Below are 24,728 nucleotides of genomic sequence, written 5' to 3'. Positions count from 1 at the left end.
GGGCCGGCCGTCGGAACGTGTCCCTCGTTCGACACGGGCCTGTCCACGAGCCTGTCTCAGCTGGCGACGCCCGCCTCCCGCTCCCCCTCCCTCTCCTGCCTCCCGCGCTCCTCCCGAGTGACACAGGCCACATAAGGATTCTGTGAATGTGGGGACAACCATTCACAGGCTTCGCCGATCAGAACAGGCATGGAGTGGGGACCCGCGCTCGGAGGGGGGTGCGGGTCCGCTACTTCTTCGGCGGCACCGTCGGCAGGTCCAGGAACGGCAGCCGGAGCGCGCCGAAGGCCTTCTCCGGGACGGCCGGGGAGTGGGGCTCGACGGCTGCCACCCGTGCGTACGCGGCGCCCTGCGCCGGGCGCGGATCGCTCTCGCCCTTGTTCGGCCAGTACGACATCGCGCGCTCGGCCTGCGCCGTGATGGTCAGGGACGGATTGACCCCGAGGTTGGCCGAGACGGCGGCGCCGTCGACGACCGAGATGCCGGGGTGGCCGTAGAGGCGGTGGTACGGGTCGATGACGCCGGTCTCGCGCGAGGCGCCGATCGGGCAGCCGCCGAGGAAGTGGGCGGTGAGCGGGGTGCCCATCAGCTCGCCGACGTTGGACCCGGCGAAGCCGTTGATCTCGGCGGCGAGTGCGCTGGCACCCTCGGTCGCGGCCTTGATCTGCTTGGGGTTGGGCGAGCCGTGACCCTGGCGTGCGGTGAGCAGGCCCTTGCCGACGCCCGTCGGTTTCAGGTGCGTGGTCAGCGAGTTGTCCACGGACTGCATGACCAGGCCGATGATGGTCCGCTCGGACCACTTGCGGTTGGACAGGGAACGCAGGACCAGCAGCGGGTGCTTGGCCGCGTGGCCCAGGAAGCCCAGGACGCGGGAGGCACCCGAGGCGGTCTGCCCGGCGTAGGGGACCTGGAGGATCGACAGGCCGCCCATCGAGTTGGAGCCCTTGCCGTAACGCACCGGTTCGATGTGGGTGTTGGCGTCGGGGTGGATCGAGGACGTGATGGCGACGCCGCGCGTGAAATCGGCGCGGGGCTCGCCGGTGGCGCCGCGGTAGCGCCGGTCGTCGGTCTGGGCGCCGACCAGTGCCTCGGAGTTGGTGCGGGTCAACTCGCCGAGCTTGTCGGATATGTGGGGCAGCTGGCCGCCCGCCTTCATGCGGTGCAGCAGGGTCTGGGTGCCGTAGGTGCCGGCGGCGATGACGACCCGGCGGGCGGTGAAGGTGCGGCCCGCGTCCTGCTTTCCGCGCCTGCCGGGCTTCCCGCGCTTCTTGTGGTCGGTGGGGAGCGTGGCGATCGCGAATCCGCCGCGAGAGTCGTCCGTGACGGAGACGACCGTGGTCATCGGGTGCACCACGGCGCCGGCCTTCTCGGCGAGGTACAGGTAGTTCTCGTTGAGGGTGTTCTTCGCGCCGTGCCGGCAGCCGGTCATGCACTCGCCGCACTCGTTGCACGCCTTGCGGTCGGGGCCCGCCCCGCCGAAGTACGGGTCGGGCACCTGCCGTCCCGGCTCGGCCTTCGCCTTGCCGTCGGCGTCCTCGCCGTCGCCGAAGAAGACGCCGACCGGCGCCATGTGGAAGGTGTCGCCACAGCCCATCCGCTCGGCGGCGGCCTTCAGGTGCACGTCGGAGGGGGTCATCGTCGGGTTGAGACGGACGCCGAGCATGCGCTTGGCCTGGTCGTAGTACGGCGTCAGTTCCTCGTGCCAGTCGGTGATGTCGCGCCACTGGGGGTCGTCGAAGAAGGGCTTCGGCGGGACGTAGAGGGTGTTGGCGTAGTTGAGGGAGCCGCCGCCGACCCCGGCGCCTGCCAGGACCATGACATTTCCGAGCAGGTGGATGCGCTGGATGCCGAACATGCCGAGCCTGGGCGCCCAGAGGTAGTTCTTGAGGTCCCAGGAGTTCTTCGGCAGCGACTCGCGGGTGAAGCGGCGGCCGGCCTCCAGGACGCCGACGCGGTATCCCTTCTCGGTGAGGCGGAGGGCGGACACGGAGCCGCCGAAGCCGGATCCCACGACGAGGACGTCGTAGTCGTACCCGTTCTCGTCCCGGGTCTGGACAGACTTCTCCTGCGACACGTGCTCTCCTCGTTGAGAACGGACGGTGGTCGGGTGGGTCAGCGGAAGCGGAACGCCTTCATCAGGCGCAGGCTGCGGCTCATGAACGCCGCGTACTTCTCGTCGTCCATCCCCAGCGACGGCGCCATCGGCAGTAGCCGCTGGTGGGCGACGGTCTGGGCCTCGGTGTACTTGAGGATGCCCTCGGAACCGTGCCGGCGGCCGAGGCCGGAGTCCTTCATGCCGCCCATCGGGGACTGGGCGCTGCCGTAGGCGGGGGCGTACCCCTCGTTGATGTTGACGGTCCCGGTGCGCATCCGCGCGGCGACCTCGTGGCCGCGCCGGGCGTTCTTCGTCCACACCGAGGAGTTCAGGCCGTACGGCGTGGAGTTGGCCTGCTCGACCGCCTCGTCCTCGGTCGTGAAGCGGTAGACGGAGACGACCGGGCCGAAGGTCTCCTCGGTGCACACGGTCATGGGGGCCACGACGCCGTCGAGGATGGTCGGCTCGTAGAAGTACGGGCCGATGTCGGGGCGGGCGACCCCGCCCGTGACGAGCTTCGCGCCCCGCTCGACGGCGTCCGCGACGTGTGCCTTCACGGTCTCCAGCTGCCGCTCCCCGACCAGCGAGCCCATGTCGGCGCCGTAGGAGAGGGAGGTGCCGAGCCGCATCGCCCTGGTGCGGGCGGCGAAGCGCTCCAGGAAGGCGTCGGCGACGGACTCGTGGACGTAGAGCCGCTCGATGGAGATGCAGAGCTGTCCGGCCGAGGAGAAGCAGGCGCGGACGGCGCCCGCCGCGGCCTTCTCGATGTCGGCGTCCTCGAGGACCAGCATGGCGTTCTTGCCGCCGAGCTCCAGGGAGACGCCGACCAGGCGCGCGGCGGCGCCCTGGGCGACCTCGCGGCCGGTGCGGGTGGAGCCGGTGAAGGAGACGTAGTCGGCGTGCTTGACGACCTCGGGGCCGACGACCGGGCCGTCGCCGAGGACGACCTGGAAGACCTCGGCGGGCAGCCCGGCCTCGACGAGCAGGTCACGGGCCCACAGGGCGGTCAGGCAGGTCTCGGTGTCGGGCTTCATCACGACGGCGTTGCCCGCGACGAACGCGGGGAGCGCGTCGCCGACGGACAGCTCCAGCGGGTAGTTCCAGGGGGCTATCTGGCCGACGACGCCGCGCGGGTGGCGCAGCTCGGTGACCTTGGTGAGGGTCGGTACGGCGCCGGTGTGCCTCTTGGGCCGCAGGTACGCCGGGGCCTTGCGGCCGTAGTGCCGGGCGGCGACGGCGACGGCCTGGACCTCCTCGTGGGCGTGCAGGCGGGCCTTGCCGGTCTCCAGCTGGATGAGGTCGAGGACCTCGGCCTGCCGCTCCAGGACCAGGTCGTGGAAGCGCAGCAGGACCGCGGCCCGCTGCCGCACCGGCACCTGCGCCCACACGGCCTGGGCGGCACGGGCCCGCTCGAAGGCGCCGGCCACGTCCTCGGGCGTCGACTCGGGCAGGTCGGCCAGCTTCTCGCCGGTGAACGGGGTGTGGTTGGCGGTGCGGCCGGACCCGGCCACGCCCTTGGTGAGCTGGGCGACCAGCTCGGGCGTGACCACGTCGGCAGCCGTGCGGGCGCCCTCCGGGGTGGGGGCGAGGGGGTTCGTGCCGGTGAGTTCCGGGGCCTGCGCGTCCGTCATGAGCCGCAGGGTATGACGCCGGGCGGGCTTTGTGTACCCGTCGGTAACGGGGATTCACGGTGATTCACCGAGTGCTCACACACCGCCAGTGATCGCTGGCAACAAACCCGCTGATCAGGGCGTTGTGCGGGCGGAGCGCTCAGGTGCCGTCGATGTCCAGATTGGCGACGGCCGTACTGGCCACCTCACGCCCACGCTCGGTGAAGTCACCCTTGCCCGGGTAGCTGACGGTGAGCTTGTACATGTCGCCCGCGGACGTCCGGTAGTAGAAGATCCGCAGTTCGCGCAGGCGGGGATTCTGGCTGTCGGTGGTGGTGTAGACGACCGTGTTCTCGGCGGACTTCCCACCCCGGTACTCGGTCTCCCTGGGGTCGGTCTCCGGGTTCTCGGGCATGGAGAGGTCGAACTCCCCGCTCTCCTTGAACTTCCCGTCGTCGTCGTACATCTCGGCCGCGGCGGACCCGGCGATGTTGCCCAGGGTGTCCTCGCGCTTCTTGTCCAGGGTCAGGCCGATCCAGACGGCACCGCTCTCGTCGGTGTAGGTGACCCAGTGCTGGTCGGCCTCCTCGGGAGCGGTGCGCTTGTAGCCCTCGGGCACCGCGAGGGTCGCGGCGAGCTTCTTCTCGTGCGGGGTGTCCCAGCCGTCGGGCAGCGGCCCCGCGAAGGGCTCCGCGACCACCAGGTACGAGGCCACCGCCGCCGCGACGACCATCGCGCCGAGCGTGATCCACGCGTTGCGGCCCAGCCGGACGCTCCAGCGGGACGCGGGCGCCGCGCCCGGCTCCTCGGGCCGGTCGATCCTGACCACCTGGGTGGGCGGCGGCGCGGGCGGGTTCACCGCGGCGTCCAGCAGGGCGCGGACCCGGGCGGCGTCCGGGCGGCGCGCGGGGTCCTTGTCCAGCAGGCCCGTGATCACCTCGGCCAGCGGGCCCTGCGCGGCGGCGGGCGGTGCGGGCGTGGCGTTGAGCACCGACTGGAGCGTGGCCGGGGTGTTGCTGCGGCGGAACGGCGAGACGCCCTCCGTCGCGGCGTACAGCACCACGCCAAGGGACCACAGGTCGCTCGCCGGGCCGGGGCGCTGGCCCAGCACCCGCTCCGGGGCGATGTACTCGGGCGAGCCGACGAAGCCGCCGGTGTCGGTCAGGCTGGTCTCGCCCTCGATCTGGGCGATGCCGAAGTCGGTGAGGACGACCCGGTCGTGCCGGCCGAGCAGGACGTTGTCCGGCTTCACGTCCCGGTGCAGGACTCCTGCGGCGTGCGCGGCCTCCAGCGCGCCGAGCACCTCCAGACCGACCCGGGCCGCCTCGCGGGCGCCGAGGGTGCCTTCCTGGAGGGCGTCGCCGAGCGAGCGCCCGCGCACGAGTTCCATCACGATCCACGGCTGCCCGTCCACGACCGCCACGTCGTGCACGTCGACCACGGCGGGGTGGTCGAGCCGGGCGGCGGCGCGCGCCTCGCGGCGCATCCTCTCGAAGGCGTTGGCGCGTTCGCGTTCGGGAAGGTGGTCGGGGACGCGGGGTTCCTTGACGGCGACCTCGCGGCCGACGGTCTCGTCCTCGGCCCGCCACACCGTGCCCATGCCGCCGTGCCCGAGCCTGGCGATCAGGCGGTAGCGGCCGGCGATCAGCCGCCCGGCGCCGGGGTCCGGTGCGGCGGCCGCGGGGGCGGTCGAGGAAGCGGCCGGCGAGGTGGGCGGGGAGGCGGGCGCGGACGCCTCGGCCGGGGTGGCCGACGGGGCCTGCGACCGCGGCGGTACGACCTGCGTGGGTGCCGCGTACGGGTTGCCGGGATGCGGCACCGCGGTCGGCGGGTTCGGTGGTTGCAGGTCAAAACTGGTCGGCTCGTCCGCCCCGCTGCGGGGCCCCCCGTTGCTGCTCATGGGTCCATCCATACCGTGCCGGGTGCGCCCGTTTCCACCGCCGGTGCGCGGCGGTCACAGACCCGTGACGCGGCTTGCCGCTTATCTCCCGTTTAGGTGCCGGTGCCGGAACCGGACGCGGTCGATGGCGCGGGCTCCGTCCTCGGCGGCGTGGGGGTGGGCGTCGGCGTGGCGGGCACCGAACTCGTCGGCGTACCGCCCCCGTCGTCGCCTCCGTCCGCGAGCAGCGCGGCCGCCGAGACACCCGCGGCGGCCGCCGCGACGACCAGCAGCACCGCCGTCAGCACGCTCCGCTTCACGCTCCGTCGCGCGCGCAGGGGCTCGGGGACCGCGGCCTGTGCGGCCGTCGCGGGCGTACGGCCCGTGCTGAGGAAGGCGCGCAGCATCCGCTGCGCCGACGCCGCGTCCAGCCGTTGGCGCGGGTCGCGTTCCAGCAGGCCCCGTACGACCGGCAGGAGCGGTGCGGCCTGCGTCGGCGGGCGGATCTCCTCGGTGACCACGGCGTGCAGGACGCCGCCGAGCGAGTCGCGGTGGAAGGGGGACGCGCCGCTGAGGACCGCGCACAGCAGTACGCCCAGCGACCACAGGTCGGACTCCGGCCCGGTCCCGGCCCCGGACATCCGCTCCGGGGCGGTGTACTCCGGGGAACCGACGAAGGAACCGCTCTCGGTGAGCGTGGTGGCGCCCGCGACCTGGGCCACCCCGAAGTCGGTGAGGACGACCCGGCCGTCGTCGGCGACCAGCACGTTCGACGGCTTCACGTCCCGGTGCAGGATCCCCGCCGTGTGGGCCGTGCCCAGGGCGTCGAGCAGGGCGATGCCGATGCGGGCGGCCTCGGCGGCGTCGACCGGGCCGCGGCTGACGACGCGGTCGGCGAGGGAGCCGCCGTCGACCAGCTCCATGACCATGTACGCGCGTTCGTCGTCCTCGACCACGTCGTGCACGACGATGACGTGCGGGTGCCGCAGCTGCGCGACCGCGCGGGCCTCGCGCAGGGTGCGCTCACGGCGCCGTCGGGCCTCTGCCGCGGAGAGGGTCTCGTCGAGGGGGAGCGCCTTCACGGCCACTTCGCGGGCGAGCAGTTGGTCGGTGGCCCGCCACACGATGCCCATGCCGCCGCTGCCGAGCCGCTCGTGGAGCCGGTAACGGCCCGCGATGACACGCCCGCCCGCCCCCTCGGTCACCATGCGTCCCATCATGCCCCACCGGACGCAGCGGCTCCGGACCGCTGTCACACGGGTGGCCGACAACCGACGGGCAGGCGTGCGCCGTCACCGCCGCCGCGGGGCTCAGCCGGTGATCTCCTGCCAGCTCTGCAGCACCGCCTTGAACTGCCGTTGCGTGGTCGGCCAGTCGCCGGCCGGCCCCGTCATGTTGAGGGCGTACTCGACGCCGTCGCGGGACATGTACGTCTGCGACACGGCCCGGCGCGGGCCGGGGAACTCGGTGTCCTTGGCCAGCGCGGTCCAGCCGTACTCCCACCGGGCGCTGTCGCGGTCCCGGTAGGTGACGCGGTCCAGGGAGATGCGCCGGTAGTCGACCAGCCGCCCGTCGAGTTGGGCGTCCAGGTCCTGCTGGTGCGCGTACGGGTCGTTGTAGTCGGGCGCGGTGTCGACGGACACGCGCAGGACGTGTTCGCCGCCGTCGGGTGTGTAGTCGATCTGCCGGAGTTCGCCACTGTCGCCGTCGAAGTCCGTCCGCTGCCAGTTCGCGGGCAGGTAGAGGCTGAAACCCAACGGGTCCCGGCGGCGTGTCCAGTCGGCCGGGACCGAGCCGCCGGGGCCCTTGCCGGTGGTGGCGGAGGCCGACGGGGAGGCGGTCTGCCCGCGGGTGGGGTCGGCGCCGGCCGACGAGCCGCCCTCGTCGCGCTGTTGCAGCAGCACGGCGGTACCCGCGCCGATGAGCGCGGCGACGGCGACGACCAGGGCGAGCGTGCGCGCGCGGGTGCTCCGGGAGCGGCGCGGAGCGGCGCCGCCCACCGCTCCCGCCGCCGCGTGGCCCGGCACGGTGTGCCCCGTCGGCGCGGGGCCGACCGCCGTGCGACCCACCGTCGTGGGGCCGGTCGTCGGCGGGTACGGCGTGCCGGAGGTCCCGCCCACCGGTCCCGGTGTGCCGGGCATCCCCGGGGTTCCGGGCGCCCCGGGTATCCCCTGGTGGGCCGTGTCTCCCGGGGTCGGCGGGGGCCCCGCGTACCGGGTGGTCGGCACGTACGCCTGGGCCGCGTCCGGGCGTCGGCCCTCGGCGGCCTGGGCGAGCAGGTGCTCGGCCTCGGTCGCGTCGGGCCGCTCGGCCGGGTCCTTGCGCAGCAGGGCGCTGATGACGGGCGCGAGCGCACCGGCGTACCGGGCTTCGGTGGCCTCTTCCTCGACGACCGCCTGCATGGTGGTGAGCGGGGAGGTGCGGCGGAACGGCGACCTGCCCTCCACCGCCGTGTACAGCGTCGCACCGAGCGCCCACAGGTCGGAGGAGGGGCCGGGGTCGTGGCCGCGGACGCGCTCGGGCGCGAGGTAGTCGACGGAGCCGACGACCTCGCCGGTCCGGGTGATGGTGGAGTCGCCCTCGATCTGCGCGATGCCGAAGTCGGTGAGCAGTACCCGGCCGTCGTCGGCGAGCAGGACGTTGCCCGGTTTGACGTCGCGGTGCAGGACCCCGGCGGTGTGTGCGGCGCGCAGGGCCCGCAGCACCCACAGGCCGATCCGGGCCGCCTCCCGCGGGTCGACCCGCTCCTCGTCCTTGACGGCGTCGGCCAGCGAGCGGCCCTCCACCAACTCCATGACGATCCACGGCCGGCCGTCGTGTTCGAGCACGTCGTGCACGGTGACGACGGCCGAGTGGTTGATCCGTGCCGCCGCGCGCGCCTCGCCCCGGGTGCGTGCCAGGAGGATGGCCTGGTCGCTCTCGGAGACGTAGAGCGCGGCGGTCAACTCCTTGATGGCGACGGTACGGTGCAGCACCTCGTCGTGTGCGCGCCACACCCGGCCCATGCCGCCGCTGCCGATGGCTTCCCCGAGCCGGTAGCGTCCCGCGACGAGCCGGCCCTGCATCTGATTCACGTTGCCCCGCAATGGTCTTGTCAGGGCCACATTAGGGACCGGCTCCCGTCGAAGGAACGGGTGGGGCGGTATGGAAACCGCTCTGTGACGGTTGTCGCTTTCCGTGACGGGACGCAACCATCGGGGCGAACTGCGTTCAGCGCGTGTACTGGTAGGTGGCCGATGCCTGTTCGAACAGCCGGGTCACCTCGTCACGCTCCGCCTCCGGACCGCGGACCTGCACCACGTGGTAGCGCCCGTCGACGAGGATCGCGACGTTGCGCACGTACAGCTCGCCGCCGTCGGCGGCGGTCCAGGTGAACTGCCCCTCCGCCATGGTCCGTCCACCGACCTCGATGGTCTTCAGACCGCTGGAGGTGGCCCAGCTGGAGGCGCGATAGGAGGCCAACTCGGGTTCGCTGTCGCGCTGGTAGGTCATCGGGTCGTCGCCGAACTCGGAGGCGCGGTCGCGGCCCGGTACGACGATCAGCTCGAAGTCGCCCTTGCCGTAGACGACCTGGCCGCTGCCGTTGCGGGGCGTGCGGTTCCAGCCCTCGGCGACGGCGACGCGGAAACCCTCGGCGTCCTTGCGCAGGGTGAAGCCGTCGGCGACGTTGGACTGGGTCTCGGTGGAGCCGCCCGCCGTCCGCGAGGCGTCGGGGTCGGGCTTCGGCGAGGTCTCGTCCGGCGGGGGCTCGCTGTCGGCGTCCGGCGACTGTGCGGGCGGCGCCTGGCTCGCCTCGCCGGCGGCGCCGGTCCGGTCGGCGGCGCCCGAGCCGTTGGTGTCGCTCTTGGGCATGAAGAACATGGCGTAGGCGACCGCGCCCGCCAACGCCAGCAGTATCAGCAGGAGCAGGGTTCGGCCGAGGCTGCGCGGGGAGCGGTCGCTGTCCGGCCTGCCCCGCTTGTGCCGTCCGTGGTGCGCGGGCAGACCGGCGCGCCGCCTGCGCACCAGCTCGCCGCGGCGGCGCACGATCGGCAGCCGGCCGGTCGTCTCGACGGGGGGCGCCGAGACGACGTGCAGACCCGCCTCGGGCTCGGGCGCGGAACGCACCAGGGAACGGAGCCAGCCGCTCAGTTCCTCGAAGTCGATGCGCTCGATGGGGTCCTGACGCAGCAGCGACTCCACGACCGGCCGCAGCGGTCCGCACTCCTCGGCGAACGCCGGGGGCTCCGCGCACACGATCTGCACCAGCTCGGCGGTCGACTCCTCCGGGTAGGGCGCGTGTCCCTGTACGGCGCGGAAGAGCAGCGCGCCCAGGGCCCACAGGTCGGTGGCGGGGCCGATGGGCGCGGCCAGCTGCCAGTTCTCGTGCACCGGTCCGGCCTGTTCCGGCGCCCAGCGTTCGGTGACGGGCCCGACCACGGCCATCCGCGTCTGCCGCGCCCGCTCGGCGTCGAGCGCGGTGGCGGGCCCACGCGGCGCGCCCACCCGGCCACCCGGGCCGTCCCAGCCGCCGCCCCCACCCTCCTGCGCCGGCCCGGCCGCTCCGGAGCCGCCGCCGTACGGCCGCGCGGTGGCACCCGGAGCGGCTTCCCGCGGCCCGGGGGCGGTGCCGGGCGGGGTCTCCCGCCGTGCGGCGGTGGATGCCTCGGTGTCCGGCCGGCGTGCTGCGGGCAGGGACCGTCCGGCTGCCGGGGGTGTGGAGCCGGGCGCCGGTTCAGCGGTCGGGCCAGGGGCGGGGAACGCAGGATCACCGGGGCGCGGGGGCAGGGTGGACGCCGGGTCGCCGGAGCGGCGGGGTGTGGCGCCGTGCCAGGAGGTGGTGCGTACGCCGTAGGGGTCGGCGATCCGGCCCGGCGGGGCCACGTCGCCGACGCCCTCGTCCTCCCACGGGGCACCGGCGGACTCCGCATCGGGGCCGTCGGGGTGTGCCTCCCGGCCCGGGCCGGTGGCGGAAGCCGGGCGTCCGCCCGCCGTGCCGGGGCCACCGGCCCGCGAGGCGTCGTCGAGGGCGGGGCGGGCGCCGGGCAGGGCGGCGCGGCCGTTCTGGGCCTCCTGGACGCGGGCGGCGGCCCTGGCTCCCGCGCGGTAGGCGGCGATCGCGCCGGCGCGGGCGGCACGGGCGTCCCCGGCGGCGTCGAGCGAGGCGGGCGCGAGTCCGGCGGGGGCTCCGCCAGGCCCCGGGGCCCCGGGCGCCGGGAGCGCGCCGACGCCGCGCGCCTCGATGGCGGCCCGCCGGGCGGCCTCGGGGTCGACACCGGGCCCGGCACCGGCCGGACCGAGGGCCACGGCCCGGGAAGCGCCGCCGCCAGGACCGAAGGTTCCGTCCGGGTCTACGGCGGTGCCCGGCTCCTCGTCGGGCGGCGGGGGCACCGGGTCGTACCCGCACAGTGCCTCCTCCGCCGCCCCGACCGCCAGGCCGGTCAGCATGACCCGCCCGTCGTCGCAGACGAGCACCGTGCGCGCGGTGATGTTGCGGTGCACCCAGCCGTACGAGTGCAGCACCCGCAGTGCCAGGAGGACGTCGGAGGCCACCTCGGCCGCCCGGTACGGCGTCAGGTTCTGTTCGGCGAGCAGCGCGGCCAGCGGCCTCGCGGCCACCAGCTCGCTGACGATCCACAGCGAACCGCCCTCGGCGAAGACGTCGAAGACCTGGTCCAGGCGCGGATGGTCGGGCACCGCGGCCGCGGCCTGCGCGGCCTCGACGGCACGCCGTACCACCGGATCGGCCGGCCGCCTGATGCCGCCGCCCGCGGCCGGTGCCCGCCTGCCGGGGTGCCGGGCGCCGCCGTCGCGGGCCGTGAAGCCGTCGGGCAGACCGTCCGCGTCGAGCACCTCGGCCTCGACGACCTCGGGCAACGGGATCTGGCGGACCAGGACTTCCTGGCCGCTGTAGGTGTCGAAGGCCCGGGTCTCGGTGAGTTCGTACTCGTCGGACGGCGGCAGGGGCAGGCGGTAGCGGTCGGCGAGCACCCGTCCCGCGTAGTCGTCCACGTCGCCACCCCCGGCAGCCGTCGGTCAATTCCGTTCGTCCGGCGGGCCGTTCCGGCTGCGTACGGTCCGCAACCACTCACGATACGTGCCGGAGGCAACCCGCAATGAGCTGATGCCAGATATCGCGCGGCTGAAACCCGGGGCCCGGCAACCCGGGCACCGGCCCCCTCCGCTCAGGACTTGGGTACGAAGGTCTTCGAAAGGGTCCGCCAGGTGTCCCGGCGCAGGTCGTCCCCCCAGTCGGCGGCCTTCGCGGTGTACATGAGCGCGTAGCCCTGGTGGTCGTTGACGACGAACCCCCGGTCCACGGTGCGGTACTTGGTGCCGCCGTCGGTGTAGGTGAACTCCCAGTCGGCCGCGTTCCAGTCCCGGTAGCCCACCTTCTCTATGCGGATCTTCTGGTAGTTGGAGCGCACCATGTACTGCTCCTGGTTCTTCCAGTCCGCCACCGGGTCACCCTTGGGCGTGGAGGTCCAGGCGACCAGCAGCTTCTGTCCGCGCGGTCCGGTGAACCGGTCGCCCGAGGAGCCCGTGGAGGCGAACTTCCAGCCCTCGGGCAGTCCGATGCGGTACCCCTGGCCGCCCTTGTGGGTGGTGGCCACGTCCTCCTCGTCGTCGGACTTCCCGGCGTCGTCCGAGTCGCCGTCGGCCTCGCCGGAGGCGCTCGCCCCGGCGTCCGGGGCGCCGGTCGCGTCCCCGCTCGGCGCCGGGTCGGAGGCGGCGCCGTCGGTGCCGGTGCCGCTCTCCTCGTCCTGCTTGGTGTCGCCGCTCGCACCGGCGGAGGCGACCGCCTTGCCGCCGCTGCCGCCCTCGGCGCCCTTGTCGTCGTCGCCACCGAGCGTGAGCGCCAGCACGGTGCCGAGCACCGCCAGCGCCACGACCACCGCGATGATGATCAGCGTCCGGCGCGGCACCACGTCGGTGAGCGGGGCCCGGGGCACGGGCCGGGCGGGCAGGTCCGGCGGCGGCACGACGGGCCAGCCGGAACTCCGTGCTCCCCCGGCCGGGTTCGCCGCTCCGGCCCCCGCACCGGCCGTGCCGGCGCCACTGCCGACCGCGCCGGGACGCGCACCCGTACTCGCACCCGCACCCGGTCCCGAGACGGGGCCCGAGGCCGATCCCGCCCTCGGCGCCGGCGGGGCGGCGGCCGTCCCGGCGGACCCGTGGGCGGCCCCGGCACCCGCGGCTCCCGTCGCCGTCCGTCCGCCGTCGCCCGGCTTGGTCCGCGAGGCTGCCGCCGCACCGGCCGCACCGGCCCCGACGGCGGCCTTGCGCACGGAACGCAGCGCTCCGCGAAGCTTCTCCCCGGCTTCCTCGCCCAGCTTGCCGCCGGAGCCCTGGGCACCGCGGCGCCTGCGTCCGTCCGGCTGCGGGGGCAGCGGGACGATCTTGGTGGCGTCGACCGGTTCGGTCCCGGCCGCCTGCTCCGGGGCGTGGATGACCTTGTTGAGCATCGCGCGGGCGCCCGCGTCGTCGAGCCGCTGGTCGGGGTCCTTGGTGAGCAGCCCGTAGATGACGTCCCGCAGCGGGCCGGCGTTCTTCGGCTCCTCCAGGTTCTCCGTCATCACCGCGGTGAGCGTCGCGATGGCCGAGCCCCGGTCGTAGGGCGGGGTGCCCTCGACGGCGGCGTACAGCAGTCCGCCCAGCGACCACAGGTCGGCGGCCGGTCCGGGCTTGTGGCCGCGGGCCCGCTCGGGGGAGATGTAGGAGGGGGCGCCGACGAGCATGCCGGTGGAGGTGATGGAGGGGTCGCCCTCGACCTGGGCGATGCCGAAGTCGGTGAGCACGACCCGGCCGTCCTCGGCGATCAGCACGTTCGACGGCTTCACGTCGCGGTGCAGGATGCCCTCGCGGTGCGCGGAGCGCAGCACGTCCAGGACGGCGAGGCCGACCTCGGCGGCGCGCCGGGGCTCCAGCAGTCCGTCCTCACGGATGGCCTCGGCGAGCGACTTGCCCTCGACCAGTTCCATCACGATCCACGGCCGGTCGTCCTCCTCGACCACGTCGTAGACGGTGACCGCGCTGTTGTTGCGGATCCGCGCGATCGCCTTGGCCTCGCGCAGCGTGCGCGTGATCAGGCGCCGCTTCTCCTCCTCGTCGATGTTCCCCGGGAACCGCAGCTCCTTGACGGCGACCGTGCGTCCGAGGGTCTCGTCCTCGGCGCGCCACACCGTCCCCATGCCGCCGCGGCCGAGCACGTCTCCCAGCCGGTACCGCCCGGCGAGGAGACGTGCGCTCTTGTCCGTACGGGATGTCCCCGCCCGCTCCGCCTCCGACATGCGTCCCCTCATGCAACCCGCCCTGACAGAGCCTTCATTGTCCCTCACCCGACAAGTGCTCTACGCCCAGGGTGCCCGCAGGGTTCCCGCCCGCCCTCCTTACCGGGCCACGATGTCCGGCGCCCCCAGCCGCGCCGCGTCGGCCGTCAGGTCGTCGGGCTGGCGCTGCGACTCCCGCTCGGCCTCGACCCGCTTCTCGTAGTGCTGGATCTCCCGGTCGACCTGGCCCTTGTCCCAGCCGAGGACCGGCGCCATCAGCTCGGCGACCTCGCGGGCACAGCGCGTGCCCCGGTCGAAGGTCTCGATGGAGATGCGGGTGCGCCGGGTGAGTACGTCGTCCAGGTGCCGTGCGCCCTCGTGCGAGGCGGCGTAGACGACTTCGGCGCGCAGATAGTCGTCGGCGCCGGTGAGCGGCTCGCCCAGGGAGGGGTCGGCGGCGACGAGTTCGAGCAGTTCCTCCGTCAGCGAGCCGTAGCGGTTGAGCAGATGCTCGACGCGTACGACGTGCAGTCCGGTGCGGGCGGCGATCCGGGCCCGTGCGTTCCACTGCGCGTGGTACCCCTCGGCGCCGAGCAGCGGGGTCTCCTCGGTGACGCAGTCGGCGACCCGCAGGTCGAGCCCGTGCACGGCCTCGTCGACGGCGTCCTTGGCCATCACCCGGTACGTCGTGTACTTGCCGCCCGCCACGACGACCAGGCCGGGCACCGGGTGGGCGACGGTGTGCTCGCGCGACAGCTTGCTGGTGGCGTCCGACTCGCCGGCCAGCAGCGGGCGCAGCCCGGCGTACACGCCCTCGACGTCGTCGCGCGTGAGCGGCACCGACAGCACCGAGTTGACGTGTTCCAGCAGGTAGTCGATGTCGGCGCTGGAGGCGGCCGGGTGGGCCTTGTCGAGGTCCCAGTCGGTGTCCGTGGTGCCGATGATCCAGTGCCGGCCCCAGGGGATGACGAACAGCACGGACTTCTCGGTGCGCAGGATGAGGCCGGTGGTGGAGTGGATGCGGTCCTTGGGCACGACCAGGTGGATGCCCTTGGAGGCCCGGACGTGGAACTGACCGCGCTCGCCCACCATCGCCTGGGTGTCGTCGGTCCACACCCCGGTCGCGTTCACCACCTGCTTGGCGCGGACCTCGTACTCGCCGCCCGCCTCGACGTCCTGCACCCGCGCGCCGACCACCCGTTCGCCCTCGCGCAGGAAGGAGGTGACCCGGGCCCGGTTGGCGACCTTGGCGCCGTACGCCGCCGCGGTGCGCACCAGCGTGGCCACGAAGCGGGCGTCGTCCATCTGGGCGTCGTAGTACTGCAAGGCGCCGACCAGGGCGTCCTTCTTCAGCGCGGGCGCCACGCGCAGGGCGTGACGGCGGCTCAGGTGCCGGTGCAGCGGCAGGCCGCGCCCGTGACCGCGGGCCATGGACATGGCGTCGTACAGCGCGACGCCCGAGCCCGCGTACAGCCGCTCCCACCCCTTGTGCTGGAGCGGGTACAGGAACGGCACCGGCTTCACCAGGTGCGGCGCCAGCCGTTCGAGCAGCAGCCCGCGCTCCTTCAGCGCCTCCCGCACGAGCACGAAGTCGAGCATCTCCAGATAGCGCAGCCCGCCGTGGATCAGCTTGCTGGACCTGCTGGAAGTGCCCGAGGCCCAGTCCCGCGCCTCGACCAGGCCGACGGACAGGCCGCGCGTCACGGCGTCGAGCGCGGTGCCCGCACCGACCACACCGGCGCCCACCACCAGTACGTCGAGTTCGCGCTCGGCCATGGCCGCGAGTGACTCGGCGCGCTGCGCCGGCCCAAGGGTCGCTGTCCTCACTGCTGCCTCCCGCTGTCGGTCGCGTCGGCCGCACCCGTCGGGCGAGCCCGGTTCCTGGTACCCACCATGCCCAGATTCTGACCGGCCTGCCCGACTTCGGCAGCCGCAGGCCCGAACCTGTGGACAACCCCGGGACCCGATGAGCCCCAGCCTGTGGACAACTTCCCCACAGGCCCGTACCGGCGGGCACCGCGCCGTCGACACTCGCCGAAACTCCGCAGATCAATACCGCAAATCGGTCATATTTACTCCTAGTCTGACGTTGTGCTCGCCCGTCCTGTCCACCGGGCTTGCGCACCTGTCCCGCTTCGGCTACTGGGAAGGACGGCCCACGCCATGCCCGCAGATCTCGCCGTCATCGGACTCGGCCCGTACGGCCTGCCGCTGGCCCAGGCCGCCGTCGCCGCCGGCATCCCCACCCTCGGCTACCGCACAGGACCCGAGGCCGACCCGCTCACCCCCGCCGAGGTGCGCCGGATGCTCGCCACGGGCTTCCGCACCCCGACCGGACCGGCCGGACCGGCCGAGCTGGGCCGGGTCCGCACCGCCGTCATCTGCGCGCCCACCCCGCCGGGCGCGGACGGCGGCCTCGACCTCACCCAGGTGGAGGCCGCGGCCCGCACCCTCGCCGCCCACATGCGCCCGCACACCACCGTCATCCTGGAGTCGCCGGTACGGCCCGGGACGACGGAGGACTTCCTGCGCCCGCTCCTGGAGCAGGGCTCGGGGCTGCGCGCCGGCCGCGACTTCCACCTCGCCTACTCCCCCAGCCGCGTGGACCCCGGCAACCGCGACTTCACCCCGGCCAACACCCCGAAGGTCATCGGCGGCCTCACCCCCGCCTGCACCGAGTCGGCCGCGGCGTTCTACAGCCGCCTCACCGACAAGGTGGTCCGCGCCCGGGGCCCCCGGGAAGCGGAGACGGTCCAGCTCCTGGAGACCAACTTCCGGCACGTGAACATCGCCCTGGTCAACGAGATGGCCGTGCTCTGCGACGACCTCGGCGTCGACCTGTGGGACGTCCTGCGCTGCGCGGAGACCAAGCCCTTCGGCTTCCACGCCTTCCGCCCCGGCCCCGGCGTCGGCGGCCACTCCGTCCCCCAGGACCTGACCGGCCGGGCCCCGCACAGCCTGCGCATGGTGGAGCTGGCCCAGCAGGTCAACGCCCAGATGCCCCGCTACGTCGTCCAGCGCGCCGCCGCCCTCCTCAATGAGCACGGCAAGTCCGCGCGCGGCGCCCGCATCCTCCTCCTCGGCGTCACCTACAAGGCCGACCTCGCCGACCAGCAGGCCACCCCGGCCGAGGAGATCGCGACCCGCCTGATGTCGATGGGCGCCGCCGTGAGCTACCACGACCCGCACATCCCGTCCTGGAACGTCGCCGACCGCCCCGTCCCCCGCGCCGACTCCCTCTACGAGGCCGCCGCCGACGCCGACCTCACGATCCTGCTCCAGCAGCACCGCACGTACGACCTCCAGGGCCTGTCGGTCAAGGCCCAGCTCCTGCTGGACACCCGGGGGGCCACACCGACGGGGGCGGCGCACCGGTTGTGAGGCGGGGGCGCACGGAATCGTGTACTGCGGAGGCTGGTGGCAGACGTTGGAATCGCCGGGTAACGTACTTGGCGTAGATCCGCAGAATGCACCTCCTCCGGAACGGGCCACCTGGTGGCGGTCCGGAACCGCAGAAGGTGGGAGCCCACCGCAGTGGGCCTGCGGCAGGCTCCCGAGAAGTGAACGGAGTGTCCACCCCTATGTCTCGTAGGGGTGGCCGCTCACTTCCCGTAAATCCGCAGGATCCACCTCCTCCGGAACTTCACCATCCGCAGACGGATCCGGTCCCAGCGGGTGGGCTTGCGGTGACGGCCCATGGCGCGCCCCCTTCCACGATGCCGCCCATATCCCGGTGAGGCGGTCCGTCTGGAATTCGGGCCGGGCCCCGAGGAGCGGGGTCCGGAACGGTTCCTTGGAAGGGGGCGCCCCAGAGAACTGGGTCGCCGAGCAGGGACATTACCGATCCGGCACGGCCCTCCCGGGCGTATTCACCCCGAACACCACCGCACGCCCCCATGCCACGTCGCGCGCCCCCTCAAGAGCCCCCGAGCACGCGAAAGGGGCCGGTCACCCATCAGGTGACCGGCCCCTTCACATGCCGTGGCGGCTACCGCCGGTGCTGCGAGTCCGCGACCGTGACCTCGACGCGCTGGAACTCCTTCAGCTCGCTGTAGCCGGTGGTGGCCATGGCGCGGCGCAGGGCGCCGAAGAAGTTCATCGAGCCGTCGGGGTTGCGGGACGGGCCGGTGAGGATCTCCTCGATGGTGCCGACCGTGCCGAGGTCGACCTTCTTGCCGCGCGGCAGCTCCTCGTTGACGGCCTCCATGCCCCAGTGGTTGCCCTTGCCCGGCGCGTCGGTCGCGCGGGCCAGCGGGGAGCCCATCATCACGGAGTCGGCGCCGCAGGCGATGGCCTTGGGCAGGTCGCCGGACCAGCCGACGCCGCCGTCGGCGATGACGTGCACGTACCGGCCGCCGGACTCGTCCATGTAGTCCCGGCGGGCCGCGGCCACGTCGGCGACCGCGGTGGCCATGGGCACCTGGATGCCCAGCACGTTGCGCGTGGTGTGGGCGGCGCCGCCGCCGAAGCCGACGAGGACGCCCGCGGCGCCGGTGCGCATCAGGTGCAGGGCGGCGGTGTAGGTGGCGCAGCCGCCGACGATCACCGGGACGTCGAGTTCGTAGATGAACTGCTTCAGGTTCAGCGGCTCGTGCGAGCCGGAGACGTGCTCCGCGGAGACGGTGGTGCCGCGGATGACGAAGATGTCGACGCCCGCGTCCACGACGGCCTTGGAGAACTGGGCGGTGCGCTGCGGGGAGAGCGCGGCGGCGGTGACCACGCCCGAGTCGCGCACCTCCTTGATGCGCTGCCCGATCAGCTCCTCCTTGATGGGAGCGGCGTAGATCTCCTGGAGGCGGCGGGTCGCGTTGTCGGTGTCCAGCTCGGCGATCTCGTCGAGCAGCGGCTGCGGGTCCTCGTGCCGGGTCCAGAGCCCTTCCAGGTTGAGGACGCCGAGGCCGCCCAGCTCGCCGATGCGGATGGCGGTGGCCGGGGAGACGACCGAGTCCATGGGAGCGGCCAGGAACGGCAGCTCGAAGCGGTAGGCGTCGATCTGCCAGGCGATCGAGACCTCCTTCGGGTCCCGCGTACGGCGGCTGGGGACGACGGCGATGTCGTCGAAGGCGTACGCCCGGCGGCCGCGCTTGCCGCGCCCGATCTCGATCTCAGTCACGTCTGTGGCCTTTCCCTGATGCGTTGCAGCGCCTTCCAGTATCCCCGACGGGTGCGCCGGGGCACCGCAGAGGGCGGCCCCGGATACTCCGGAGCCGCCCTCGGAGGCTGCTGCCCGTGTACTTGCTTGCTACGACCGTACGGCCGCCTACTTGCTGCGGCTGTAGTTCGGCGCCTCGACCGTCATCTGGATGTCGTGCGGGTGGCTCTCCTTGAGGCCCGCGGAGGTGATCCGGACGAAGCGGCCCTTGGACTCCATCTCCTCGATGGTGGCCGCGCCCACGTAGCCCATGGTCTGGCGCAGGCCGCCGACGAGCTGGTGCAGGACGTTGGCCAGCGGGCCCCGGTAGGGGACCTGGCCCTCGATGCCCTCGGGCACGAGCTTGTCGTCGGAGGCGACCTCGGCCTGGAAGTAGCGGTCCTTCGAGTACGACCGGCCCTGGCCGCGGGACTGCATGGCGCCCAGCGAGCCCATGCCGCGGTACGACTTGAACTGCTTGCCGTTGATGAACTGCAGCTCGCCCGGCGACTCCTCGCAGCCCGCGAGCAGGCTGCCCAGCATCACGGTGTCGGCGCCGGCGGCCAGCGCCTTGCCGATGTCGCCGGAGTACTGGAGGCCGCCGTCGCCGATGAGGGGCACCCCGGCGGCGCGGGCGGCGAGGGACGCCTCGTAGATCGCGGTGACCTGCGGGACGCCGATGCCGGCGACGACGCGGGTCGTACAGATGGAGCCGGGGCCGACGCCGACCTTGATGCCGTCGACACCCGCGTCGATCAGGGCCTGGGCGCCGTCGCGGGTGGCGACGTTGCCGCCGACGACGTCGATGCCGACGCTCGACTTGATCTTCGACATCCAGCTCAGCGCGTTGCTGTTGTGCCCGTGCGAGGTGTCGACGACGAGGAAGTCCACCCCGGCCTCGGCGAGCGCCTGGGCGCGGTCGAGGGCCTCGGGGCTGGCGCCCACGGCGGCGCCGACGAGCAGGCGGCCCTTGGCGTCCTTGGCGGCGTGCGGGTACTGCTCGGCCTTGACGAAGTCCTTGACCGTGATCAGGCCCTTGAGGATGCCGTCGGCGTCGACCAGCGGCAGCTTCTCGATCTTGTGGCGGCGCAGCAGCTCCATGGCGTCCACGCCGGAGATGCCGACCTGGCCGGTGACCAGCGGCATCGGCGTCATGACCTCGCGCACCTGCCGGGTGCGGTCGGTCTCGAAGGCCATGTCGCGGTTGGTGACGATGCCGAGCAGCTTGCCCGCGCCGTCGGTGACCGGGACGCCGCTGATGCGGAACTTGGCGCACAGGGCGTCGGCCTCGCCGAGGGTGGCGTCCGGGTGGATGGTGATGGGGTTGGCCACCATGCCCGACTCGGAGCGCTTCACCAGGTCGACCTGGTTGGCCTGGTCCTCGATGGACAGGTTGCGGTGCAGGACGCCGACGCCGCCCTGGCGGGCCATGGAGATGGCCATCCGGGACTCGGTCACCTTGTCCATGGCCGCGGAGAGCAGCGGGATGTTGACCCGCACGTTGCGGGAGATGCGGGACGAGGTGTCGACCGCGTTCGGAAGCACCGCGGAGGCGCCCGGCAGCAGCAGCACGTCGTCGTAGGTCAGCCCGAGTGTCGCGAATTTCTCGGGCACTCCGTCGACGTTGGCAGTCATGACACCTTCCCCAAATGGCCTTGATCGGTGCGGATGTCCATGCTAACGGGAAGTGGACGTGGGTCATTCCACGATCAAGGAAGCGTGCGACCTTCGTGTTTTTGCACGAGAGCCGCTTCCGTACGAGGCGGACCCTCGCCGGGCGCCGCGCGCCCTACTGCTCCGCCAGCGCCCGCAGCCGGCTCAGCGCCCGGTGCTGGGCGACCCGCACCGCCCCTGGTGACATTCCCAACATCTGCCCGGTCTCCTCGGCCGTGAGTCCGACCGCGATGCGCAGCAGGAGCAGCTCGCGCTGGTTCTCCGGCAGGTTGGCCAGGAGTTTCTTGGCCCAGGCGGCGTCGCTGTTGAGCAGCGCCCGCTCCTCGGGGCCCAGCGAGTCGTCCGGCCGCTCGGGCATCTCGTCGGACGGGACGGCGGTCGAGCCGGGGTGGCGCATCGCGGCGCGCTGGAGGTCGGCGACCTTGTGGGCGGCGATGGCGAAGACGAACGCCTCGAAGGGGCGTCCGGTGTCCTTGTAGCGGGGCAGCGCGAGCAGCACCGCGACGCAGACCTCCTGGGCGAGGTCCTCGACGAAGTGCCGGGCGTCACCGGGCAGCCGGGACAGGCGCGTACGGCAGTAGCGCAGCGCCAGGGGGTGGACATGGGCGAGCAGGTCGTGCGTGGCCTGCTCGTCCCCGTCCACGGCGCGGTGGACGAGCCCACCTACCGTCCCCTGGTCCGGGGGCGTCTCGTCGTCACGCATCGGTCCATCGTGCCTTGCGGCCGTCCGATCCGTGGCTTCGTGCCTGTTGTTGTGCACCGAAGCGTTATGAGCAGGTGCGCCGGAACTCATCCCCTGCGCCCTCCCCTTCCGCTCGACCGACTCGTCCCCGAGGAACTCCACACCTCAAGGATGCGTCATCCGCGGCGAAACGAGCAGCGGGCACCCGGCGGGTCGCCTTGTCACCCCCGCTCACCTCGCGATAAGCGGGGAAAGTCGCATCCCCGACGGGTCCTTTCGGACTCCCTCGCACGGGGGCGCTCCTAGCGGACCAGGCCCCACCGGAAGCCGAGCGCCACGGCGTGCGCCCGGTCCGAGGCGCCGAGCTTCTTGAAGAGCCGACGGGCGTGGGTCTTGACGGTGTCCTCGGAGAGGAACAGCTCGCGGCCGATCTCCGCGTTGGAGCGGCCGTGGCTCATGCCCTCGAGCACCTGGATCTCACGCGCGGTGAGGGTGGGCGCGGCACCCATCTCGGCCGAGCGCAGCCGGCGCGGGGCGAGCCGCCAGGTCGGGTCGGCGAGGGCCTGGGTCACGGTGGCGCGCAGCTCGGCGCGCGAGGCGTCCTTGTGCAGGTAGCCACGGGCACCGGCGGCGACCGCGAGGGCCACGCCGTCCAGGTCCTCGGCGACGGTGAGCATGATGATGCGCGCGCCGGGGTCGGCGGACAGCAGCCGCCGGACGGTCTCGACGCCGCCCAGACCGGGCATGCGCACGTCCATCAGAATCAGGTCCGAGCGGTCGGCTCCCCAGCGGCGGAGGACTTCCTCGCCGTTGGCGGCCGTCGTCACGCGCTCGACGCCGGGCACGGTCGCGACCGCACGGCGGAGCGCCTCTCGGGCAAGCGGGGAGTCGTCGCAGACGAGGACGGAAGTCATGGCCGTCCTCCGCAGCTCTTGCGCGTCACGTTGAGCCTCCAGGCTGGTACGAAATCGTCACCTGTGCGGTCGACCGTCCCGGACGCCCGCCCGAGCACTTGTTCCTTCAACCGCCTCCGCACTCTCAACGATGGTCACTCGAAAGAGTTACGGGGCTGTGTGTCGTCTTCGGCACTCTACGTGAGGGGGCCGCCACGCAGCAGACATGCGCGTCGGACCCGCGCCGTTTCATCACAAGCGGTGCCCCATTCAGCCGCTTTTCTTCCACTTCGCTGGTGTCTGCGGCTAGATTCGCAATGAGTCATATTTTCATCTCCTTAGATCGTAGTTGTACGGTCGTGGACACCGTATCCACCCAGAACGGCTACAAGGGGTCACGCAATGGCAGATTTCTCCCGCCTTCCCGGACCGAACGCGGACCTGTGGGACTGGCAGCTCCTGGCTGCGTGCCGCGGGGTGGACAGCTCGCTCTTCTTCCATCCGGAAGGCGAACGCGGTGCGGCACGGAGCGCTCGCGAGAACTCGGCCAAGGAGGTCTGCATGAGGTGCCCGGTCCGCGCCGAGTGCGCGGCGCACGCGCTGGCGGTGCGTGAGCCGTACGGCGTGTGGGGCGGGCTGACCGAGGACGAGCGCGAAGAACTGATGGGACGGGCCCGCAACCGCCTGGTGGCGGCGACGGCCTCGGCGTCGGCCGGCGGGGAGGCGGCCGCCCCTCACTGAAGGAACGTTTCTCTGAAAGAAGGCGACGAAAGGCTCTCGACAGCCCGGTGCAGGACACCCCGACGCGGTCGGTGTGTGACTCCCCGACGCGCTCAGCGCGCCGCCGACTGGCGCGCCCCCGCCCGGGCCAGCTCGTCCAGGGTCGCCACCACCGCCGGCACCTGCGCCAGGTCGGGCAGCGTGAGCGCGACGATCTCCCGCCGCACGGCCGGCTCCAGCGCGACCGTCCGCACCCCCCGGGGCCGTACGGACTCGACGGCGAGCTGGGGCAGCACGGCCACGCCGAGGCCCGCACCGACCAGGCCGACCACCGCCGGGTAGTCGTCGGTCGCGAAGTCGATGCGGGGAGAGAACCCGGCACCTTCGCACACCTCGACCAGCTGACCGCGACAGCGCGGGCAGCCCGCGATCCAGGACTCCCGGGCCAGCTCCCCGATGGCCACCGACCCCTCGGTACGGGCGAGCCGGTGCCCGTCCGGGACCAGCGCAACCAGCCGGTCGGTCAGCAGCGGCCGTACGACGAGGTCGTCCCACTCCTCGGCGCCGGCCGCGCCCTCGTAGCGGAAGGCGAGGGCCACGTCGCAGTCGCCCTCGCGCAGCAGCTCGACGGAGTTCGGCGGCTCGGCCTCCTCCAGGGAGACCCGGGTGCCGGGGTGCGCGGCGCGCAGCGCGGCCAGGGCGGTCGGTACGAGGGTGGAGCTGCCGCTGGGGAAGGAGACCAGCCGGACCCGCCCGGCGCGCAGCCCGGCGATCGCGGCGACCTCCTCCTCGGCCGCGGTGAGCCCGGCGATGATCCCGGCGGCGTGCCGCACCAGCGCCTCTCCGGCCTGGGTCAGCCGCATCTCGCGTCCGGTGCGCACGAGCAGGGGCGTGCCGACGGAGGACTCCAGGGCCTTCATCTGCTGGCTGACGGCCGGCTGGGTGCAGCCCAGCTCGCGCCCGGCGGCGGAGAAGGAACCGGTCGATGCCACGGCGCGCAGCACGCGGAGATGACGAGCCTCGATCACACCGCCGAGGATAAGCGACCCTTTGACCGGATGCCGAATAACGCGTCGCGCCTTTGATCGCGCATGTCCTACCGTTCTCGCATGCACCTTCCCGCCATGAGGCTTCTGTCCGTCAACCTGGGACGCGCGAAGGCGGTGCCGTACACGGACCAGCCCGAGGGCGTCACCGGCATCGACAAGCGCCCCGCCGAGGGGCCCGTGCGGGTCGCGGCACCCGGGTCGAAGGGCGTCGGGGCGAGCGGTCTGGCCGGGGACTCCGTCTGCGACACCCGGCACCACGGCGGCGACGACCAGGCGGTGTACGCGGTGGCGCGCGAGGACCTGGACGCCTGGGAAGGCGAGCTGGGCCGCGCGCTGCCGAACGGCTCGTTCGGCGAGAACCTCACCACCACCGGCCTCGACCTCGCCGGTGCCCTCATCGGCGAGCGCTGGCGGGTCGGCCCCGAGCTGCTCCTGGAGGTGACGTCCGGACGCATCCCCTGCCGCACCTTCCAGGGCCACATGGGTGAGCCGCGCTGGGTGAAGCGCTTCACGGAGAAGGGCGTGCCGGGCGCCTACTTCCGGGTCCTGGAGCCGGGCGAGATCCGGGCCGGCGACCCGGTGCGGATCGTGCACCGGCCCGCCCACGAGGTGACGGTGGCCCTGCAGTTCCGCGCGGTGACCACCCAACGGGAGCTGCTCCCCCGGCTGCTCGCGGCGGGCGACGCGCTGCACGGGGAGGCGCTGGCGACGGCGCGGAAGTACGTGGCGCAGTACGGCGCCTGAGC

16 protein-coding genes are annotated in these 24,728 nt (G+C 73.0%); 3 read left to right on the top strand and 13 right to left on the bottom strand.

Annotated features, from left to right (window positions below):
* Positions 1–229 precede the first annotated feature (229 nt).
* The 8 genes from IE258_RS01600 to IE258_RS01565 all read right to left on the bottom strand — a co-directional run bounded on the left by IE258_RS01600 (position 230) and on the right by IE258_RS01565 (position 15,660).
* Entirely contained in the window at positions 230–2,074 is a 1,845-nt protein-coding gene (locus tag IE258_RS01600; RefSeq protein ID WP_189737887.1) for a GMC oxidoreductase, read from the bottom strand.
* Positions 2,075–2,112: 38 nt separating this feature from the next.
* Positions 2,113–3,726, bottom strand: a complete 1,614-nt coding sequence (locus IE258_RS01595; protein WP_189737885.1) for a succinic semialdehyde dehydrogenase — start codon at positions 3,724–3,726, stop codon at positions 2,113–2,115.
* A 139-nt stretch (positions 3,727–3,865) separates the two neighbouring features.
* Positions 3,866–5,605, bottom strand: a complete 1,740-nt coding sequence (locus IE258_RS01590; RefSeq protein ID WP_229891899.1) for a serine/threonine-protein kinase — start codon at positions 5,603–5,605, stop codon at positions 3,866–3,868.
* Between the two features lie 92 nt (positions 5,606–5,697).
* Positions 5,698–6,801 carry a serine/threonine-protein kinase gene (locus IE258_RS01585; protein WP_189737882.1) on the bottom strand — a complete coding sequence of 368 codons (1,104 nt, stop codon included), beginning with the start codon at positions 6,799–6,801 and terminating at the stop codon, positions 5,698–5,700.
* 93 nt (positions 6,802–6,894) lie between these two features.
* Positions 6,895–8,649, bottom strand: coding sequence for a serine/threonine-protein kinase (locus IE258_RS01580; RefSeq protein ID WP_189737879.1), 1,755 nt, complete (start codon positions 8,647–8,649; stop codon positions 6,895–6,897).
* Between the two features lie 145 nt (positions 8,650–8,794).
* Positions 8,795–11,575 (bottom strand): serine/threonine kinase C-terminal domain-containing protein, encoded by a 2,781-nt coding sequence (locus IE258_RS01575; protein WP_189737876.1) that lies wholly within the window; start codon positions 11,573–11,575, stop codon positions 8,795–8,797.
* Between the two features lie 173 nt (positions 11,576–11,748).
* On the bottom strand, positions 11,749–13,854 hold the full coding sequence (locus IE258_RS01570; RefSeq protein WP_189739231.1) for a serine/threonine-protein kinase: 2,106 nt from the start codon (positions 13,852–13,854) through the stop codon (positions 11,749–11,751).
* A 99-nt stretch (positions 13,855–13,953) separates the two neighbouring features.
* Positions 13,954–15,660 carry a glycerol-3-phosphate dehydrogenase/oxidase gene (locus IE258_RS01565; RefSeq protein WP_159329623.1) on the bottom strand — a complete coding sequence of 569 codons (1,707 nt, stop codon included), beginning with the start codon at positions 15,658–15,660 and terminating at the stop codon, positions 13,954–13,956.
* A gap of 336 nt (positions 15,661–15,996) precedes the next feature.
* Between IE258_RS01565 and IE258_RS01560 the strand changes: the two genes are divergently transcribed.
* Positions 15,997–17,214, top strand: coding sequence for a nucleotide sugar dehydrogenase (locus IE258_RS01560; RefSeq protein WP_159329622.1), 1,218 nt, complete (start codon positions 15,997–15,999; stop codon positions 17,212–17,214).
* 607 nt (positions 17,215–17,821) lie between these two features.
* Here IE258_RS01560 and IE258_RS01555 read toward each other — a convergent pair.
* The 4 genes from IE258_RS01555 to IE258_RS01540 all read right to left on the bottom strand — a co-directional run bounded on the left by IE258_RS01555 (position 17,822) and on the right by IE258_RS01540 (position 22,234).
* The gene (locus tag IE258_RS01555; protein WP_052839813.1) at positions 17,822–18,946 is read right to left on the bottom strand and encodes a GuaB3 family IMP dehydrogenase-related protein; all 1,125 of its coding nucleotides are present in this window, start codon (positions 18,944–18,946) and stop codon (positions 17,822–17,824) included.
* 147 nt (positions 18,947–19,093) lie between these two features.
* Positions 19,094–20,599: an IMP dehydrogenase gene (gene guaB, locus IE258_RS01550; RefSeq protein WP_159329621.1), complete on the bottom strand. Its 1,506-nt coding sequence runs from the start codon at positions 20,597–20,599 to the stop codon at positions 19,094–19,096.
* Positions 20,600–20,753: 154 nt separating this feature from the next.
* Positions 20,754–21,341 (bottom strand): sigma-70 family RNA polymerase sigma factor, encoded by a 588-nt coding sequence (locus IE258_RS01545; RefSeq protein WP_087807702.1) that lies wholly within the window; start codon positions 21,339–21,341, stop codon positions 20,754–20,756.
* Positions 21,342–21,622: 281 nt separating this feature from the next.
* The gene (locus tag IE258_RS01540) at positions 21,623–22,234 is read right to left on the bottom strand and encodes a response regulator transcription factor (protein WP_003948568.1); all 612 of its coding nucleotides are present in this window, start codon (positions 22,232–22,234) and stop codon (positions 21,623–21,625) included.
* A 381-nt stretch (positions 22,235–22,615) separates the two neighbouring features.
* Between IE258_RS01540 and IE258_RS01535 the strand changes: the two genes are divergently transcribed.
* Positions 22,616–22,954 carry a WhiB family transcriptional regulator gene (locus IE258_RS01535; RefSeq protein WP_029394253.1) on the top strand — a complete coding sequence of 113 codons (339 nt, stop codon included), beginning with the start codon at positions 22,616–22,618 and terminating at the stop codon, positions 22,952–22,954.
* 92 nt (positions 22,955–23,046) lie between these two features.
* Here IE258_RS01535 and IE258_RS01530 read toward each other — a convergent pair whose 3' ends face one another.
* Positions 23,047–23,961: a LysR family transcriptional regulator gene (locus IE258_RS01530; protein WP_189737873.1), complete on the bottom strand. Its 915-nt coding sequence runs from the start codon at positions 23,959–23,961 to the stop codon at positions 23,047–23,049.
* Positions 23,962–24,057: 96 nt separating this feature from the next.
* On the opposite strand from IE258_RS01530, the gene IE258_RS01525 reads away from it, so the two are divergent.
* Entirely contained in the window at positions 24,058–24,726 is a 669-nt protein-coding gene (locus IE258_RS01525) for an MOSC domain-containing protein (RefSeq protein WP_189737870.1), read from the top strand.
* Positions 24,727–24,728 lie beyond the last annotated feature (2 nt).

Origin of the sequence: Streptomyces tendae, from assembly GCF_014650435.1 — a bacterium.
GTDB lineage: Bacteria > Actinomycetota > Actinomycetes > Streptomycetales > Streptomycetaceae > Streptomyces > Streptomyces tendae.
Note: the sequence above shows the minus strand (reverse complement) of the source record. Positions and strands in the feature narration are given on the sequence as shown.